This window comes from Methanobacteriaceae archaeon (assembly GCA_013403005.1).
GTDB lineage: Archaea > Methanobacteriota > Methanobacteria > Methanobacteriales > Methanobacteriaceae > Methanobacterium.
On record JACBOA010000007.1, the window covers coordinates 165,488 to 182,227 of the forward strand.

16 protein-coding genes and 2 tRNA genes are annotated in these 16,740 nt (G+C 38.2%); 15 read left to right on the forward strand and 3 right to left on the reverse strand.

From position 1 onward, the window contains the following. Positions 1–184 precede the first annotated feature (184 nt). From HVN35_06735 to HVN35_06750, 4 genes are all read left to right on the forward strand, one after another. Complete coding sequence (locus HVN35_06735; protein NYB52235.1) at positions 185–1,486, forward strand: nucleotide sugar dehydrogenase; 1,302 nt, start codon at positions 185–187, stop codon at positions 1,484–1,486. Further along, positions 1,483–2,487 carry an ATP-grasp domain-containing protein gene (locus tag HVN35_06740; GenBank protein NYB52236.1) on the forward strand — a complete coding sequence of 335 codons (1,005 nt, stop codon included), beginning with the start codon at positions 1,483–1,485 and terminating at the stop codon, positions 2,485–2,487. Before HVN35_06735 ends, HVN35_06740 begins: the two co-directional genes overlap by 4 nt. Further along, entirely contained in the window at positions 2,488–3,516 is a 1,029-nt protein-coding gene (locus HVN35_06745) for a H4MPT-linked C1 transfer pathway protein (GenBank protein ID NYB52237.1), read from the forward strand. 177 nt (positions 3,517–3,693) lie between these two features. Next, the gene (locus tag HVN35_06750; protein ID NYB52238.1) at positions 3,694–4,380 is read left to right on the forward strand and encodes a hypothetical protein; all 687 of its coding nucleotides are present in this window, start codon (positions 3,694–3,696) and stop codon (positions 4,378–4,380) included. 342 nt (positions 4,381–4,722) lie between these two features. Here the strand turns inward: HVN35_06750 and HVN35_06755 are convergent, their stop codons facing one another. Continuing rightward, complete coding sequence (locus HVN35_06755) at positions 4,723–5,313, reverse strand: CDP-2,3-bis-(O-geranylgeranyl)-sn-glycerol synthase (GenBank protein ID NYB52239.1); 591 nt, start codon at positions 5,311–5,313, stop codon at positions 4,723–4,725. Positions 5,314–5,508: 195 nt separating this feature from the next. On the opposite strand from HVN35_06755, the gene HVN35_06760 reads away from it, so the two are divergent. From HVN35_06760 to HVN35_06790, 7 genes are all read left to right on the forward strand, one after another. Beyond that, entirely contained in the window at positions 5,509–6,984 is a 1,476-nt protein-coding gene (locus tag HVN35_06760) for a radical SAM protein (GenBank protein ID NYB52240.1), read from the forward strand. Between the two features lie 14 nt (positions 6,985–6,998). Then, entirely contained in the window at positions 6,999–7,985 is a 987-nt protein-coding gene (locus HVN35_06765) for a hypothetical protein (GenBank protein ID NYB52241.1), read from the forward strand. 30 nt (positions 7,986–8,015) lie between these two features. Beyond that, positions 8,016–8,519 carry a 3-isopropylmalate dehydratase small subunit gene (locus tag HVN35_06770; GenBank protein NYB52242.1) on the forward strand — a complete coding sequence of 168 codons (504 nt, stop codon included), beginning with the start codon at positions 8,016–8,018 and terminating at the stop codon, positions 8,517–8,519. Positions 8,520–8,787: 268 nt separating this feature from the next. Next, positions 8,788–9,405: a hypothetical protein gene (locus tag HVN35_06775; protein NYB52243.1), complete on the forward strand. Its 618-nt coding sequence runs from the start codon at positions 8,788–8,790 to the stop codon at positions 9,403–9,405. Between the two features lie 90 nt (positions 9,406–9,495). Then, the gene (locus tag HVN35_06780) at positions 9,496–10,152 is read left to right on the forward strand and encodes a protein-L-isoaspartate O-methyltransferase (protein ID NYB52244.1); all 657 of its coding nucleotides are present in this window, start codon (positions 9,496–9,498) and stop codon (positions 10,150–10,152) included. Between the two features lie 153 nt (positions 10,153–10,305). Then, positions 10,306–11,583 (forward strand): tRNA (N(6)-L-threonylcarbamoyladenosine(37)-C(2))-methylthiotransferase, encoded by a 1,278-nt coding sequence (locus tag HVN35_06785; protein ID NYB52245.1) that lies wholly within the window; start codon positions 10,306–10,308, stop codon positions 11,581–11,583. Positions 11,584–11,844: 261 nt separating this feature from the next. Beyond that, the gene (locus tag HVN35_06790; GenBank protein NYB52246.1) at positions 11,845–12,255 is read left to right on the forward strand and encodes a hypothetical protein; all 411 of its coding nucleotides are present in this window, start codon (positions 11,845–11,847) and stop codon (positions 12,253–12,255) included. A 232-nt stretch (positions 12,256–12,487) separates the two neighbouring features. Here the strand turns inward: HVN35_06790 and HVN35_06795 are convergent. Further along, a tRNA-Phe gene (locus HVN35_06795) sits at positions 12,488–12,560 on the reverse strand. Positions 12,561–12,564: 4 nt separating this feature from the next. Then, positions 12,565–12,636, reverse strand: a tRNA-Val gene (locus HVN35_06800). 151 nt (positions 12,637–12,787) lie between these two features. Between HVN35_06800 and HVN35_06805 the strand changes: the two genes are divergently transcribed. From HVN35_06805 to HVN35_06820, 4 genes are all read left to right on the forward strand, one after another. After that, complete coding sequence (locus tag HVN35_06805) at positions 12,788–13,222, forward strand: sporulation protein (protein ID NYB52247.1); 435 nt, start codon at positions 12,788–12,790, stop codon at positions 13,220–13,222. Between the two features lie 62 nt (positions 13,223–13,284). After that, positions 13,285–13,893: a DUF2953 domain-containing protein gene (locus tag HVN35_06810; GenBank protein ID NYB52248.1), complete on the forward strand. Its 609-nt coding sequence runs from the start codon at positions 13,285–13,287 to the stop codon at positions 13,891–13,893. Positions 13,894–13,909: 16 nt separating this feature from the next. Then, positions 13,910–14,119 (forward strand): hypothetical protein, encoded by a 210-nt coding sequence (locus HVN35_06815; protein NYB52249.1) that lies wholly within the window; start codon positions 13,910–13,912, stop codon positions 14,117–14,119. 124 nt (positions 14,120–14,243) lie between these two features. After that, a complete protein-coding gene (locus tag HVN35_06820) occupies positions 14,244–16,721 on the forward strand; it encodes a PAS domain S-box protein (GenBank protein NYB52250.1) in 2,478 nt (825 codons plus the stop codon). The last annotated feature ends 19 nt before the right edge of the window (positions 16,722–16,740 follow it).

A 16,740-nucleotide genomic window follows, 5' to 3' on the forward strand; every position in this document is an offset into this window, starting at 1 on the left:
CAATAAAAAACAAAAAAATAATTAAGCTCCCATGTTAAAGAAATTAAAGATAGATAAAAATTTTTATTTCATAATTAATATCCATTGAATTTTTTTCAAATAATCCTAATAAATACTGTTTAAATCTATTTAAATCACTTATCACTGTAAAAATCGAAACTACCAGTTTAGGAGATAAACATCAATGATCAATGAAAATTCATCTATAGCAATATTCGGTTTGGGTCATATGGGGCTGCCAACTGCAGCCTTACTGGCCAAAAGTGGCCTGAAGGTGCTGGGGGTTGATATTAACAAGCAAACTGTTAAAATGGTTAACTCGGGCCAATCTCCCATAATGGAGCCTGGTCTGGATGAACTGGTTAAAAAAACGGTAAATGATGGGCTACTTTCTGCAACCAGTAATCCTAAACTAGCAGTGGAAAAATCCCAGATAATCATGATTATAGTACCCACCCCTGTAGATGAAAACAAAAAATCAGACCTTTCTGCAGTTATATCTGCTGCTAAATCCATCGCTACCGGGTTAAAGAAGGATGATCTGGTTATTGTTGAAAGTACAGTTCCTCCAGGCACATGTGAAAATTTGGTAATTCCTTTACTGGAAGAAAGTAATTTAGTGGCAGGTGAAGACTTCAAGGTTGCTTACACACCGGAAAGGGCCCTTCCCAATAATACTCTATATGAAATGACCCATAACGCCCGAGTAATAGGTGGAATAGACCCTCAAAGTACTAAAATAGCCGCTTCATTATACCAGCGGATTACAGAGGGCGAAATAATAATGGTGCAGAACCTGGTTACTGCAGAAATGGTTAAACTAATGGAAAACACCTACCGCGACACCAACATCGCCCTGGCCAATGAAATGGCTTTAGTGTGTGATTCTTTAGGGGTGGATGCCATAGAGGCTATCAATGCAGCTAATCACCATCCCAGAGTTAATATCCATACACCTGGACCTGGAGTGGGAGGGCACTGTCTCTCTATTGATCCCTACTTTATTGTGGAAACAGCCCGAAAAAATGGGGTGGAAACACCCCTTATAAGAACTTCAAGGGAAGTTAACGAGGGAATGCCGGGCCAGGTTGCTAAAATAGTGGAAAAATCTTTAAAAGAGCTTGGTAAAACCATTGAAGGATCTGAAATAGGGATATTGGGAGTGGCTTACAAAGGAAATGTGGCTGATGCCAGGGAAACGCCAGCCGAACCTTTAATAAAAATTTTAAACCATAAAGGAGCAAATGTTGTGGTTAACGACCCTTATGTGCCTCCTGAGATCGTAAAACCATGGGGTGCTCTGATGGTGGGCTTGGAAAGGGCACTATCTGCTGATTGTGTGGTTCTGGTAACAGATCATGATCTTTATGGAAAAATCAAACCATCTATGATAAAAAATGGCCTGATAGTCTGCACACGCCCTGTACTGGACAAGGAAACATTCGAAAAGGGTGGTGTGACTTTTAAGGGAGTTGGAAGGTCTTGAATTTACTTATTTTTGAATATGCCACTGCAATGGGAGTTAAAGATCCCTCATTAACTGCAGAGGGCCAGGCCATGCTAGAAGGCCTCATCAGGGATCTAGAAGGATATGATGCCAGTTTTTTAACCTCAAGAAATTCTGATCCAGTTTTTGGGGGTAAATGCAACCGATTGGAAATTGCAGAGGATTTGGATGATTGGATTAACGACAATATTCATAATTACGACTTTTGTTTACCCGTTGCTCCGGAAGAAGACTTTATTTTATACAAATTAACCCGATTGATTGAAGAAAAAGGTGTTGAAGTTGTTGGATCCTCTTCTGATGCTGTTTGCATATGTTCAGATAAATATTTAACCTACCAGGCACTGAAAAATAAAATTCCTGTAATTCCCACCCAGAAATTATACTGGGAAGAGGTTGATGAACATGCTGAGGCAATTCCCGGGAAAAAGGTGATCAAACCTGCTGACGGAGTTTCCTGTTCAGATGTACAGATAGTAAATTCTACAGAATCACTAAAAAACGCAACCTGGAAAGTTAAAAAAAGTAGCAACCTACCCTACTGTTTACTCCAGAAATTTGTGGAAGGAGATAGTGCTAGTGTGAGTCTGCTTAGTAATGGAGAAAAAGCCATTCCTCTGAGTTTGAACCACCAGAATATCACTGAAAAAAATGGTCATTTCGACTACAATGGGGGTAAAGTTCCATTTTATCATTCTAAAGAGTATGAGGCTAAAAAAATAGCCAAAAAAGCAGTTGAGTCCATCAGTGGCTTGAAAGGTTATGTGGGGGTGGACCTGATCCTGGGTGAAGAGGTTTATCTGGTGGAAATTAACTCCAGACTCACCACACCCTACGTTGCCCTGAGGAACATGCTAAAGTTCAATTTAGGTGAAGCTATCCTCAAATCAGTTCAAGGTGAACTTCCAGGAAAAGTAGAACTTGAAGGAGAGATTAAATTTAGAAAGGAAAATAATCATCTCGATTTAAAGGTGATGTAAATGAAAATTGCTGGTTTTGATATTGGCGGGGCAAACACAGACCTAGCTGTGGTTGAATTCAATGAAAAGAGGGAGATCCTTGACATAAGGACTGATTTTTCTTACCTGCCCATGTGGATAAAAAAAGATGAACTGCCAACCACATTAATCGAATTATTGGGCCAAGACCTTAAGGAAATAGATGCAGTTGGAGTATCCATGACAGCAGAACTTGCAGACAGCTACCAGAATAAAAGCCAAGGAGTTCTGGATATTGCAGGCAGGGTCATGGAAACATTCCATTGCCCTGTTGGTTTTGTAGGCTTAAACGGCATGCTGAGTTATGACGAAGTTCAAAAAAACCCTCTGGACCTGGCTGCAGCTAACTGGATCGCCACCGCCCCACTGGCAGCCTACATGGCTCCTGATTGTGTTTTAATCGATACAGGAAGCACTACTACTGATATTATTCCCATCAAAAATGGAAGGGAATGTGCACGGGGAAGATCGGACCTGGAGAGACTGGCCACTGGTGAACTAGTATACACTGGGACTCTGCGCACCAACGTGGCCACCATTGTGGACAAAGTTCCCCTGAAAGATCAATGGGTGAGAGTGGCATCTGAATTGTTTGCAGTAACTGCTGATGTTCACATGGCCCTGGGAAACATCACCATGAAAGATTACACCTCAGAAACCCCTGATGGCTGTGGAACCCAGGTTGAAGATTGCCTCTTAAGACTTTCTAGGGTGGTATGTGGCGATCTTCAGCTATTAAATGTTGAAGAAGTTTTAGAAATAGCCCAGTATATCTACAAAAGACAAGTGGCCCAAGTAGCCGAAGCCCTTAAAGAGGTTACAGACAGGGAAAATCTAGAATTGGTAGTTGCCACAGGTTTGGGAATGAATATTATAGGATCTGAAGCCGCCCGACTCCTCGGTTTGCCGGTAAAAACTATGGATGAAATTATCACCACTGAAGACTGCGTGGTGGCACCTGCAGTGGGCACAGCACTCCTAATGGAAAGTTTTCTAGATCAGTGCCAATAAATTTTATATAATGCCTAAATTAACAAATTAAGGTTTTTTAGCCTCGAATATTAAATTAACTGTTATTCGGTCTGGTTAACTTCTAATGTTAACTAATATTAGGATATAGTTTATCTACTCAGGAAAATCAATATAGGATAATTTATCTATCCTGGGAAAAATTAAGGGATATTTAACATGAAAACAAGCACATGGTTGTTGATTTTACTAATCACAGTTGCAGCAGTTTACCTGTTTGCTAATCACAGTCAGCATTCAATTTTGGGTTCTAACCAGTTAGGTTATGTTACTAAAGATGTTTATTCACACTATGGTCATCCGCAGGTAAAGATGGCAGTGGTGACTGGAATGCATCCTCGGGAAGATCTGGCCACTTACACCGTACCTCAGGTGGTGAAAATCTTTGCATTACTGAACAATGTGGAGATGGTTGACTACCATGTAACAGTAACTGACCAGCCACAAGTCTTCGATGCTGGACGAGAAAATGGTCAGGCCCTGGTTGCCCAGTATGTGATTCCTGATATTAAAAAATCAGATTATCAACTGGTAATAATTGCCCATGACCATGAACAGGGCTATGGAGAAGGATATTACATTGCAACACCTACCCATGACTCCAAATCAATGAGACTGGGTGAAGCAGTTCACCAGCTACTCCCTGAGTTCAATTACTATCCTGGATCATCAAATACTCGTGAAAAAAGCAGTTCCATATCCCAAGTGGACCGCCCAATTACCAATGCAGGATATCCTGTATTTGTTTATGAGATCCCTGAATGGAAAAACCAACTAGAAGCCATTCAAATGACTTACCAATTATTCAGTGGCAGTTTTAAAGTTTTAAGGGCCTCCAATTTATGAAAAAATTTTTTTAAGGAGATTTTTTCCCAAATAAATATTCAACCTACAATAACTAAAAAAAATCCTATAAAAAAAATAAAGTGAATAAAGTGAAGTTTAGGTTGGATATGAAAAGGTTAGAGATATGGGTTTGATCTGATTCGAGTTTGACTAGCATTATTAAATGGATTATTCATTTTTACATGCTTATGAGCATATTTTGCATAAACCTTACACAATTACTGTAACCATGATTAATAAACAGACTTTTTCCATGATTTTAACAATTTTAAGCCATAATTTATCAAAAAGCCATGATTTATCAAATATACTGATTCAAACCTAATCGAATTGATGTCTTATTCAGTACCAAACATTCTTCATACCCAATAAATATGCAATAATATTAGCTCCCAGATGCAAGAACAGACTTATGATAATTATAAAGATAATCAGGTTAAAGGGAATGGTTATTATCAGAGATGCGAATACCAGAGCACCTACCACAAAGTCCAACTGATCCATTAGGGGTACTGGTCGTCCTCTTTCCACTTTGAATCTTCTTTTTAGGAAACTACCGCATGCATCACCAATTATAGCTCCACTACCCAAAGCCAGCCCTAGTAATGCACCAGCCAATGCGTTACTGCTAATGGTTCCTTGCAATAAGACTCCGGTCGCGGGATCTCCTAACATTAGAAGATTCTGGACCATATCACCAGTTAAAATTCCTTGAACCAGGCCGATCACAGTCCCGATGAAAATTCCTATAACTGTACCCTTCCATGTCACACCATCTCCCAGTAATCTGCGGCCGTCTTTTAGGGATCGGCCCATATCCAGAGGTGTTCCCCCTCCAAAGGTAAGGGCACTGGCATTTGCTAGGTAAGCGGGTAACATAAAGTATATAGCATAAGCTGATAAAATCAAAACACTGAAAACACTAGGGTCCATAGTTTACCTCCGATTAAAACAGGATAATAGTTATGTACTCAACCATAAATACTAGTTGATCAAACATGATCCAATAACATGTTCCAATCAAAATATAGTTTTTATGTTTATAGAATCAACTAATAATAGTGTTGCTTTGTATATATCCCTATATATTATGGCTGAGTAGTAATGATAGAATTAATAGGTGAGATAATGGTCATAAAGAAAACAAAAAGCCTGTGTCCTGAATGTCTTCGTGTGGTGGATGCAGAAGTCTTTGAAGACCAGGAAAAAATAAAGATTAAAAAAACGTGTCCCGAGCACGGTGAATTCGACAATACTTACTGGCAAAGTTCTGAAGCTTATCATTACGCTGCTGATTATGATTATAAAGGTGATGGTATAGATAACCCCCAAACTTCCATAGAAGGGGAATGTCCTGAAAATTGTGGGCTTTGCCCTGAACACCAGAGCCAAACTATACTTGGTCTTATTGATGTTACCAATCGCTGTAATCTTCGTTGTCCTATTTGTTTTGCTAATGCGGCAGTATCTAAATATTTATATGAGCCAACATATGAGGAAATCCGGGAGATGCTTAGAAATCTCCGTTCAAATGAGCCAGTACCCACTCCTGCCATTCAGTACGCTGGTGGTGAACCCACCATTAGAAAAGACATAGTGGAGCTGGTTAAATTAGCAAGGGAAGAAGGATTCAGTCACACACAAATTGCCACGAATGGGATTAAACTGGCTACAGATCCAGAACTAGCTCAGAAACTTAAAGATGCCACATTAAACACTATTTATCTTCAATTTGATGGGGTCACTGAAGAACCCTACATCAAATCAAGAGGCCGTAACTTACTACCCTTAAAATTAGAAGCTATTGAAAACTGTCGTAAGGCAGATTTGGGAATAGTTCTGGTGCCTACCCTGGTTAAAGGAATCAATGATGATCAGGTTGGTAAAATCATAAAATTTGCCATAGAAAATCTGGACATCATACGTGGGGTGAACTTCCAACCAGTTTCATTTGCAGGTCGAACACCAGCCGATGAGGTGGAAAAGCAGAGAATAACCATCCCTGAATTCCAGAAACTGGTGGATGAACAGACTGATGGCAATATAGGTCGTGATGACTTTTATCCTGCATCTTCTGTCATACCTATCACTGATTTTGTGGAGGCTATAGAAGGCGAAGATCAGGTCTCATTCACCTGCCATCCTCATTGCGGTGCTGCTACCTATGTATTCGTTGATAACCATGAAATTATACCTATAACAAAGTTTGTGGATGTGGATAGATTTTTCAACCTTCTCTCTCGTAGCAGTGAGGATATAAAAAATGGAGGTATAATGGGTAAGGCCAAAGTTATTAGAAGGGCCACTATGGAACTTCCCAGAACTATTGACCGGGATAAGAAACCGGATTCACTGGACATAACTGGTATACTCACCAAGGTCTTCAAAGAGAGATCATACAGTGCACTGGGAGATTTCCATCATAAAACCTTACTCATTTCCTGCATGCATTTCATGGATCCCTGGAACTTTGACCAGGACAGGGTAAAACGGTGTGTTATTCATTATGCTACTCCTGACGGTCGTATAATACCCTTCTGTTCCATGAATGCAATTTACCGTTTGGAAGTTGAGCGAAAATTCGCTAAACCACTTAAAAAATAAAACCGGTTTTCTAATTGATAATTGAAACACCTTCAAGACTTCATCTGACCTTAATAGATCTTAATGGATCTTTAGGTAGAATAGACGGTGGAGTTGGACTTACATTGAAAGAACCTAAACTGGTTCTGGAAATGGAACAAAAAGGTAAACAAATCCAGGTTAATTTTAAAAATCCAGAAAACATATCCCTTAAAACTATGAATGATTATGAGGAAAAAATCAGAAACTCCGCCCGTAGGATGATGATGAACTTGCAACTGGGTGAGGGATATACTTTCACAGTTCATAAAACTTTCCCAGCTCATTCTGGGTTGGGTTCTGGCACTCAACTATCACTTGCAGTGGGCAAACTTCTGGCTGATTTCAATGATCATAAAATGGATTCTCAGCAAATAGCCAGTATAGTAGGGCGTGGAGGTACTTCAGGGATAGGAGTAGCATCCTTTGAAAATGGTGGTTTCATTATTGATGGTGGCCATCATCAGGATGAAAAAGGAGAATTCTTACCATCATCAGCTGCAAAAGCATCACCTCCACCCGTGATTGCCAGATACAACTTTCCTGAAGAGTGGAAAGTGGTCCTGGTAATACCAGACATCAGGAAGAATGTTTCAGGAAAAAGAGAAGTTAATATTTTCCAGGAATACTGCCCCATACCTTTAAGTGAAGTACAGAAGCTGTCCCATATTATATTAATGAAGATGATGCCGGCAATTATTGAAATGGACCTTGATGCATTTGGGGAAAGTGTTAACAGCATCCAGAATATAGGATTTAAAAAAATCGAAAATCAATTACAAAATCCTTTAATAGGGAAAATAATGGAATCACTTCGCGATGCAGGTGCTCCTGGTGTTGGTATGAGTTCTTTCGGACCGACGATTTATTCCATCACTGACAGCCCTCGAGAAATAGTAAGTGCAGCAAAAGATGCCATTACCAATGTAGGTGGCAGTATCATTGAAACAACTGCTCAAAATAAGGGTGCTATTAAAAGGTAGTTACTTTAAATCAATCATTCCATGATTTATATGAAAGAAAAAATAAAGGGTAAAGTTTGGAAATTCCGTGACAGCATTGATACTGATGTCATAATTGCAGGACGTTATCTGAGGACATTCAGTCTGGATGAACTCGCCAGCCATGTTATGGAAGCTGAAGATCCTGATTTCGCTAAAAAGGTCCAAAAAGGCGATATTATAGTAGCAGGTTGGAATTTTGGCTGCGGATCTTCCCGGGAACAGGCAGCAGTAGCTTTGAAACATGCAGGGGTGGATGCAATAGTTGCCAAATCATTCGCCCGCATATTTTACAGGAACGCTATCAACGTGGGCCTTCCAGTGGTAGTAGCAGACATAGAGGCTGATGAAGGCGATGAATTAATGATCGACCTTAAATTAGGTTTAATAAAAAATATCAGCACTGGAAAAAGTGTGGATATTCAGCCATTTAACCACTTCATGCTGGAAATACTTCGGGATGGGGGCTTGGTTAAACATTATTTAGCCAAAAAGAAAGATAAAAATCAATCTTGACTATTTATATTGATGAATTCATCATTCATCTCACATAAATCAAAACTTCATCATTGAATTATAATTACAATTAATACATATCCTTACAATTACATATTATTACAATCAAATTTTTAATCCGTTAATTGAAATTTAGTTTCGCCTATAGGTGGAACTAGATAAAACTATCCATCAGATTTACAATTTGTTTCATCAAAAATTTCAAATGAAATATTCATACCCAATATTATTATATTTCCCTAATTTTCAATCTATGCGAGGAAAAACAATGAAATGTCCTGTTTGTAGTTCTGAATCTTACAAAATACTAAAAACTAAGGGTAAAAACACCAAAGAAGTCTTATTAAAATGTAATGAATGTGGGAACACCTTCCGAGAAATCATTAAAATCCCCAAAATGGTGGAGTGCAGAATAATAATCAGCAAATTCGAAGTATCTGAAAAAAAAATTATTAAACTGTATCCTGATGAGGTTTTGGAGATTGGTGAAGTTCTGGTTGTCGATGGAGAAGAAGTGGAAATCACGTCTCTTGAAAACAACAGGGGAGGGAGAGTTTCAAAAAGTTTGGTATCAGAACTGGAAACCATCTGGGCATCATCACTGAAAGGACCAGCCAGAGTAGGAATATCAATTGATTATGGTGGCCAGATATATTCCAAGAAGGTCGAAGTTGACAGAGACTTCTCATTCACTGTAGGGGATGTGGTGAAAATGGGAAGAGCAGTTTTCCGTATTAAATCCATGAAAACTGTCACTGCAAAGAAGAGAAAAGGTAGCGCCCTTGCAGAAGAGACTAAAAGAGTTTATGGCCGGCCGGCAAGTCCAAATGATAGGCCAAAGTATGACTTAACCTCGAAAATTGTAGAAATCGAATTCAGTGAATAATAAATTAATCAATTGAAAATATTATTCCTGAAGTTCCCATGAGAATGAAAAAAACTCTAGTCTGATTAAAATAACCTATCAAGTGATTGGATGGAGAATCAAAGAGCAGATCTGGTGGAGAAACTCTTAAACCAGGGTTATATAAAAACGGAAAAAGTTAAAAAAGCAATGCTTAAAGTTCCTCGAGAAGAGTTCATGTCTCCTGAAACACGTTCCTATGCTTATTTAGACCGTCCATTGCCTATTGGAAAAGGACAGACCATATCCGCTCCCCACATGGTGGCTATAATCGCTGAAAAATTAGACTTAACCGAGGGGATGAACATCCTGGAAATAGGAACTGGGTTTGGATACAATGCTGCTGTAGTAGCGGAAATAGTTGGAAGCAGTGGTCATGTATACACTGTGGAAAGAATCCCTTCACTAGCAGAAAAAGCCATGGAGAATTTAGAAAGAACCGGTTATAAAGATAAGGTAACTGTAATATTAGGGGATGGAACATTAGGATATCCACCTGAAGCCCCTTATGACAGAATCTACGCCACTGCTAGCCCACCTAAAATTCCCAAACCCCTCAAAAAACAGTTAAAAATAGGTGGAAAGCTGATATTGCCCATGGGATCTCACAGCTACTTCCAGGAACTGGTTTCAGTTAAACGAATTTCAGAAGATAGTTACCAGACTAAAAATCTGGGTGGGGTTGCTTTTGTACCCATGATAGGGGAATATGGTTGGCCTGAGGATTAAAAAAAACTACAAGGTACATATTTAAGTCTAATTTTAGAAAAATCTTACAAAAATCAATTCATATTTCATTCATTCATTCTTTAACCTGAAAAAAATTGATTTATTATGATTTATTATCAAATTACCATAATTAAAACTTAAAACATGATAAAAATGAAGATATACTTGGAAACATTTGGTTGCACCTTCAACCAAGCTGATTCTCAGATAATAGCAGGTTTAATGGAAGAAAAGGGTGCTAAAATCGCCAATTCCATGGAAGACTCAGATGTGATTATTATAAACACCTGTTATGTTAAACAACCAACTGAACATAAAATAACCAATCATATCCAGAAAATACAGAGCCAATATCCAGATAAGAAACTTCTCATTGCCGGTTGTATGGTGGATATTGATCCTCAGAAACTGGAAAAACTGGCACCACAAGCTGGATGGATAGGAGCTCGCAGAATCACATCTGCCCCCCAAATCATTGAGTCGGCCATGAAGGGGTATGTTAAAAGGGAAACTGGTCCGGGCACTGAAATAAAGACCAATCTCCCCCGTAAACGTTCCAACCCCTTAATTCATATTATGCAAATTTGTGAAGGATGCCTGGGAAAATGCAGTTACTGCTGCACCAGATTTGCCAGAGGAAACCTGCAAAGCTACCCCACCCCTTTGTTAAAAAAAGAAGCAGAACAGGCAGTGGCTGAAGGTTGTGTTGAAATACAAATAACTGCTCAGGACACAGCAGCCTATGGTAAAGACACTGGAGAAACCCTTTCAAATCTTATAAATGAGATAACCAGTATTCAAGGTGATTTCAAGGTAAGGGTAGGTATGATGCATCCTCAAAACATCAAAAAAGACTTCGAATCTATTATAACCTCATTTAAACATGAAAAAGTCTACAATTTCCTGCATTTGCCCTTGCAGAGTGGGAATGATGAGGTGCTTTCAGATATGAATCGTGGTTACACTGTAGGTGAATACTTGGAGATAGTAAATCAGTTTAGATCCCAAATACCCCAACTCTCTCTGGCAACTGATATTATTGTAGGATATCCCACAGAGGATGAAGCAGCTTTCCAGGATACTCTTAAGGTCATTGGTGAAACTCAACCAGATTTTCTCCATATCTCTAAATACCATCACCGTCCTGGCACCAGAGCATCATCAATGGATGAAATTCACCACGAAATCATGAAGGATCGTTCTAAACGTTTAAATAGGCTTAAAGTTGATATTGCCTCAGCTAAAAATAATAATCTATTGGGAACCACCCAACAGATCCTTGTAACTGATAAAGGAAGTAAAGGTGGATATATCGGCCGAACCAACTCTTATAAAACAGTAGTAGTGGATGAAGCCCAGTTGGGAACTTTCATAAATGTGCAGATCACCCAAACACACAGCACTTACTTAACTGGAAAATTAATTACTTGATACAAATAATTTAATAGGATTTGCCTTTGCTCATAAATGCTGGAAGTAATAATATTTACATCCACACCCACTATTACTAATCCTTTTAATTTTTATTCTTGCTTCTAATTATCATCATCAGCAATGTTTAATGCTGTTAAAATGATTATTTCAGTTTTAAATTGGATTTTGTTTTTATATTCTCTTTAGATATAATAAATACGCTTTCTAATTCAATAGTAAATCATATATAGATTTTTAAGAACATAAAAAATAGATAAAATGAAATATATAGTATGTGAAATTTGTGGCGGTTACTACCGTCTCCTGGAAGGAGAGTCCCTTGACGACTTTGATTCATGCCAATGCGGTGGCAAATTTTATCAATTGGAAATGGATGAGGAAAGTGCCGATCTTAAAATTGAAACATCTGAAAACAAAAATTTAGAATTTGATAATTTAATATATGAGACCGTGGAAGTTGACAATGAATTTTCAGAAGTTATCTGCAAAGAATGCGGTAATCAGAACAACATTAATACGGCATTTTGCACAAGTTGCGGTCAGATTTTAGTAAATGCCAGAGATTTAAGTGGCACAGATAATAGTTCCACAATGAAACCTAAACTCAGTCTAGTTGTTGGATTCACTTTCATTGCGTTATTTTTGGTCTTATTAGGATTTTTATTTTAACTAGTTAGTTTAAAAATTGAAAAATTCACATCTTCTTATTTTTATTTTAATCTAAAGAGGGTATTTTTTATTATTTATTTATTATTTTTTGTTAATTCAGATTTTGAAATCTTTTAAAAATCTTAGATATAATCTTTTAAATACGATTAGACCATTAAAAACGAATTCATCTCTGAAAATTAAAAATAAAAATTAATTTAAATTAAAAAATCTGTAAAATAAGGGTATAAAGTGCCGTGGGCCGGACTTGAACCAGCGACATCCAGATCTTCAGTCTGGCGTTCTCCCAACTGAACTACCACGGCATAGTGGGCCCGACGAGATTCGAACTCGTGATCACCTCCGTGTCAGGGAGGTATCATACCCCTAGACCACGGGCCCGCATTCAAAGATTATTGTTTTGTTACTATATAAACCTTTTCTATGGGCAGAAGGAAATAAAGAATCTGAAAAATCTAAATTTAATACTTTGGAAAAATGTATATGCTTTATCTACTATAAATAAAGTCGCTAAAACGTAGGGGTGAAAACCATGGATATAAATGATCCCATTAAAACCACTGTGGAAGAGATACGGAAAGTCTTAAATATTGAAAACGTGATTGGTGAAGTAATAGAAAGCGAAGATAAAGTCATGATACCGGTTACCAGGATGGGAATGGCATTTGGGGCAGGTATGGGTGAAGGAAAAGGACCTAACAGCCAAGGAGGATCTGGAGCGGGTGCTGGTGGAGGTGCAGGTATAGAACCAGTAGCTGTAGTTGTGGTCTTCAAAGGCATGACTGGTCCTGAAGGAGTTAAAGTAATGTCCCTAAAATCAGCTGATCCCTTATCCAGAGCAATAGGGGAAGCAGGATCAGCCATAGTTAATGTAATGTCTGAAGCAGGAAAAATGGGTCTGGGTAAAAAAGGTAAAAAATCTAAAGAAGAGAAGGGTGAAAAAACAGAAGGCGAAACCAAGGAATAAAAACCTTAAACAAAAATAATCCTAAACATAATTGCGAACAATAACCTAAGAGCGGGTTAGATTTGATATACATTATAATAGGCATCATAATAATTATTTTGGTGCTTATTTTACTGTCTTTTCTTTTCATTCCACTAAAGTTATCCTTAATTGTGAATAAGCACGGTTCTGATTTTAAAGGAAGATTCAGCTTACATTGGTTGGGAATCAGGATTTTTTCCAGGAAAATACCTGAAGAAGAAAAGGAAAAGGATAAAAAAAAGAAAAAAGAAAAGAAAAAGGACTCAGAGAAAAAGGATAAAAAAGAATTTGATCTGGAACGTATAATAAAAATCCTCAACTTATTTTTAGAATCATGGCCACATATGGAAAGGTTAATCTTTGCTATCTATCATTCATTCACTCTGGAAAATTTCTCACTTAACCTGACCATGGGCTTGGAAAGCCCTGCTGATACCGCCCTGTTTACAGGTTACATCTGGGCTTTTACCAATCCACTCGCAGCTTTGACACCTATTCATGTGCTGGTTGTACCAGAATTTAATAAGAGAGTCCTGGATGGTGATCTTCAGGTGGATGTGAAGTTTAAACTCATAGGAATAGTGGTTGAAGCCATCAGGGCTTTGACGAAAAAACCAGTGAGAAAGCTTATAAATGAACTACGCAGCTGATAAATGGTGTAATAATATGATAAACCATGAAATCAAGGTGGGCAAACCAAAAAAGATGGAAGGGAGGATTTTTTATCCCATATTAAAGATTTTTCACTGGAAGCACAATCAAAGTGAATCCTATTCGGTATCTCCAATTGCTATTGTGGTGGTTGAAGGAGATATGCGATATCTGTTCCCCCTGGATGAAGTTGAAAACCCTGAAGAGCTAATGAATATGGTATGAAATCTAGGCATATTAACCTATTTTGAATCATTGTTTTCGAAGCTTATGGCTCTTTTTAAGGTAAATATTATATGGTTATTTTTACAAATTGTTACATGTTAATTTAGTAATCGGAGGATCCTAATTGAAGTTGGAGGGGGATGAATCCAAGTCCATATACAAAATAATAATTATTCTGACTCTAATTGCCTTAGCTTGCATTCTAACTTATTATTTCCATTTTATTTTAAGAACCGGTATAATTTTCACCCATTTTTATTACATACCCATTATACTTGCTGCTATCTGGTGGAAAAGGAAGGGTTTCTGGGTTCCTTTATTCTTGATTGGGGTTCTGTTTTTCTCGGACTTTGTAAATCCCATAAAATCAGACCCTTGGTTTGATGATTTTTCCCGTTCTTTGGTTTTCATTTCAGTGAGTGTAATCACGGTTATTTTAAGTGAAAGAATTGAAAAATCCCTGATCAAACTTGCTGAAAGTGAGGAAAAATTCCGTTCGGTTTTTGAATCCGCTGCAGAGGCCATAATTACTATTGATTCTAAAGGCAATGTTGTATACTGGAATAAAGAAGCTCAGAATATATTTGGATACAGTAAGGAAGAGATCATTGGCCAGTCAATCACCCTTATCATGCCCAGAAGGTTCAGGAAGGCTTTTAAAGAGGGAATGATGGACATGGTAAGTTCTAACCGAACGAAGTTTAGCATGAGTAGTCCGAAAATGAGGGCGCTAAGAAAAAACGATGATGAATTTCCCTTTGAATATAAAGGATCCGTGTGGGAATCAGAGGGAGAACGCTACTACACAGTACTAGTTAAAGATATCACGGATAAAATCAAGGCCGATGAAATAAGTTCCACATTAACTGCTATAGTGGAAAACTCCAATGATGCCATTATAGGTAAAGATTTAGACGGGATAGTATTAAGCTGGAATCAGGGTGCAGAGAAAATATATGGCTACAAGGAGGATGAAATGATAGGAAAATCAATTTCTCGTATATTCCCTCCTGGTTCAGATGAATTGGAGCAGATACTGGATAAAATATCTCGTGGTGAAACAATTGACCACTACCGAACTCATCGTGTCACAAAAACAGGGGATGTAATTGATATCTCTCTGACCAGTTCACCAATTAAGGATTCTTTTGGTAATATTGTAGGGGTTTCTTCTATCTCTAGGGATATAACCAGTCAGATGGAGGCTGAAAGGGCACTTGAGAAAAGTGAAGCTCAGTTAACTCTCTTAACTTCTAATATGGCCGACATAATCTGCCAGGCAGATTCAGAAGGCAATTACATCTATGTAAGTCCCTCAGTAAAATCAGTTCTTGGTTATGAACCAGATGAGATGATGGGAAGATCCATGTTTGACTTCGTTCACCCGGATGATCTAAAGGCAGTCACCTCTTGTATGCAGGATGCTGCTGGTAAATGCATATCTCAATCTGCAACTTATCGTTTGCGTAAAGCGGATGGTAATTATATCTGGATAGGAACAACCGGAAAACCACTGTTTAATGAGAGGGGGGATCTAAGTGGTTTTGTTTGCAACAGTAGGGACATCACTCAACAGAAATATGCGGAGGATGCTCTCCGTGAAAGTGAGGAGAAGTACCGATCCCTAATTGAATCTGCCCAGGATCCCATTTCTATATTAGATCGAAATGGTGTTTTTCTCCTCACCAATAGGGCAAGCGCACAGCGTTTTAACATGGAACCTCCTGAGATGTTGGGTAAGTCATTAAGAGAACTCTTCCCAGAAACAGCAGATAAACAGTTGAAAGTTATTAGAAAAGTTTTTGACACTGGCGAAGGTTTGGAAGTGGAAATGCCTGTCAAATATGACCAACATGATCGGTATTACAGTGTAAGTGCACAGCCTATATTTGGCCCAGAAAACACAGTTCAAACGGTACAAGTAATTGCCAGAGACATCACAGATATTAAACAAACACAGATGCAGCTAGAACAGGCACTTCATGATAAGGATATGTTGATGAAGGAGATATACCATAGGGTGAAAAACAACCTAATGGTTATTTCCAGCCTTTTAAACCTTCAATCAAGTTATATTAAAGATGAAGAAGCCAAGGGAATATTCAAGGAGAGTCAGGACCGCGCTCATTCCATGGCTCTTATACACGAAAGATTGTATCGATCAAAAGACTTAAAACACATGGACTTCGGGGATTACATTCGCTCTCTAGCTATGGATCTATTCAGAACATATGTTTCAGATCCTTCCAGGATAAAATTGGAGATGGAAGTGGAAGACATACTGATAGACATTAACACTGCCATACCCTTGGGACTCATTGTCAATGAATTGCTATCAAACTCCATGAAACACGCCTTCCCCCGAGATAAAAGCGGGGTGATTAAAGTCAAATTCTATAAAAAGGATGATGAATCCTGTATTTTGGAAGTCAGTGACACGGGTGTGGGCTTCCCAAAAGACCTTGAACTCGATAAAACAGAATCCTTGGGCCTTCAGTTAGTAAATAATCTAACCCGACAGATTAACGGAGAACTGGAACTAGAAAGAACTCCTGGTACAACATTCCGTATAAGATTCAAAGAAAAAAGAGTTAGTAAATAAAAAATTAGAAAAAAATAAA

Excerpts from the sequence above, each read along its gene's own strand:
- HVN35_06805 (NYB52247.1), top strand. The coding sequence starts at position 12,788 with ATGGATATAAATGATCCCATTAAAACCACTGTGGAAGAGATACGGAAA.
- HVN35_06785 (NYB52245.1), top strand. The coding sequence starts at position 10,306 with ATGAAGATATACTTGGAAACATTTGGTTGCACCTTCAACCAAGCTGAT.
- HVN35_06760 (NYB52240.1), top strand. The coding sequence starts at position 5,509 with ATGGTCATAAAGAAAACAAAAAGCCTGTGTCCTGAATGTCTTCGTGTG.
- HVN35_06780 (NYB52244.1), top strand. The coding sequence starts at position 9,496 with ATGGAGAATCAAAGAGCAGATCTGGTGGAGAAACTCTTAAACCAGGGT.
- HVN35_06770 (NYB52242.1), top strand. The coding sequence starts at position 8,016 with ATGAAAGAAAAAATAAAGGGTAAAGTTTGGAAATTCCGTGACAGCATT.
- HVN35_06745 (NYB52237.1), top strand. The coding sequence starts at position 2,488 with ATGAAAATTGCTGGTTTTGATATTGGCGGGGCAAACACAGACCTAGCT.
- HVN35_06790 (NYB52246.1), top strand. The coding sequence starts at position 11,845 with ATGAAATATATAGTATGTGAAATTTGTGGCGGTTACTACCGTCTCCTG.
- HVN35_06735 (NYB52235.1), top strand. The coding sequence starts at position 185 with ATGATCAATGAAAATTCATCTATAGCAATATTCGGTTTGGGTCATATG.
- HVN35_06815 (NYB52249.1), top strand. The coding sequence starts at position 13,910 with ATGATAAACCATGAAATCAAGGTGGGCAAACCAAAAAAGATGGAAGGG.
- HVN35_06750 (NYB52238.1), top strand. The coding sequence starts at position 3,694 with ATGAAAACAAGCACATGGTTGTTGATTTTACTAATCACAGTTGCAGCA.
- HVN35_06775 (NYB52243.1), top strand. The coding sequence starts at position 8,788 with ATGAAATGTCCTGTTTGTAGTTCTGAATCTTACAAAATACTAAAAACT.
- HVN35_06755 (NYB52239.1), bottom strand. The coding sequence starts at position 5,313 with ATGGACCCTAGTGTTTTCAGTGTTTTGATTTTATCAGCTTATGCTATA.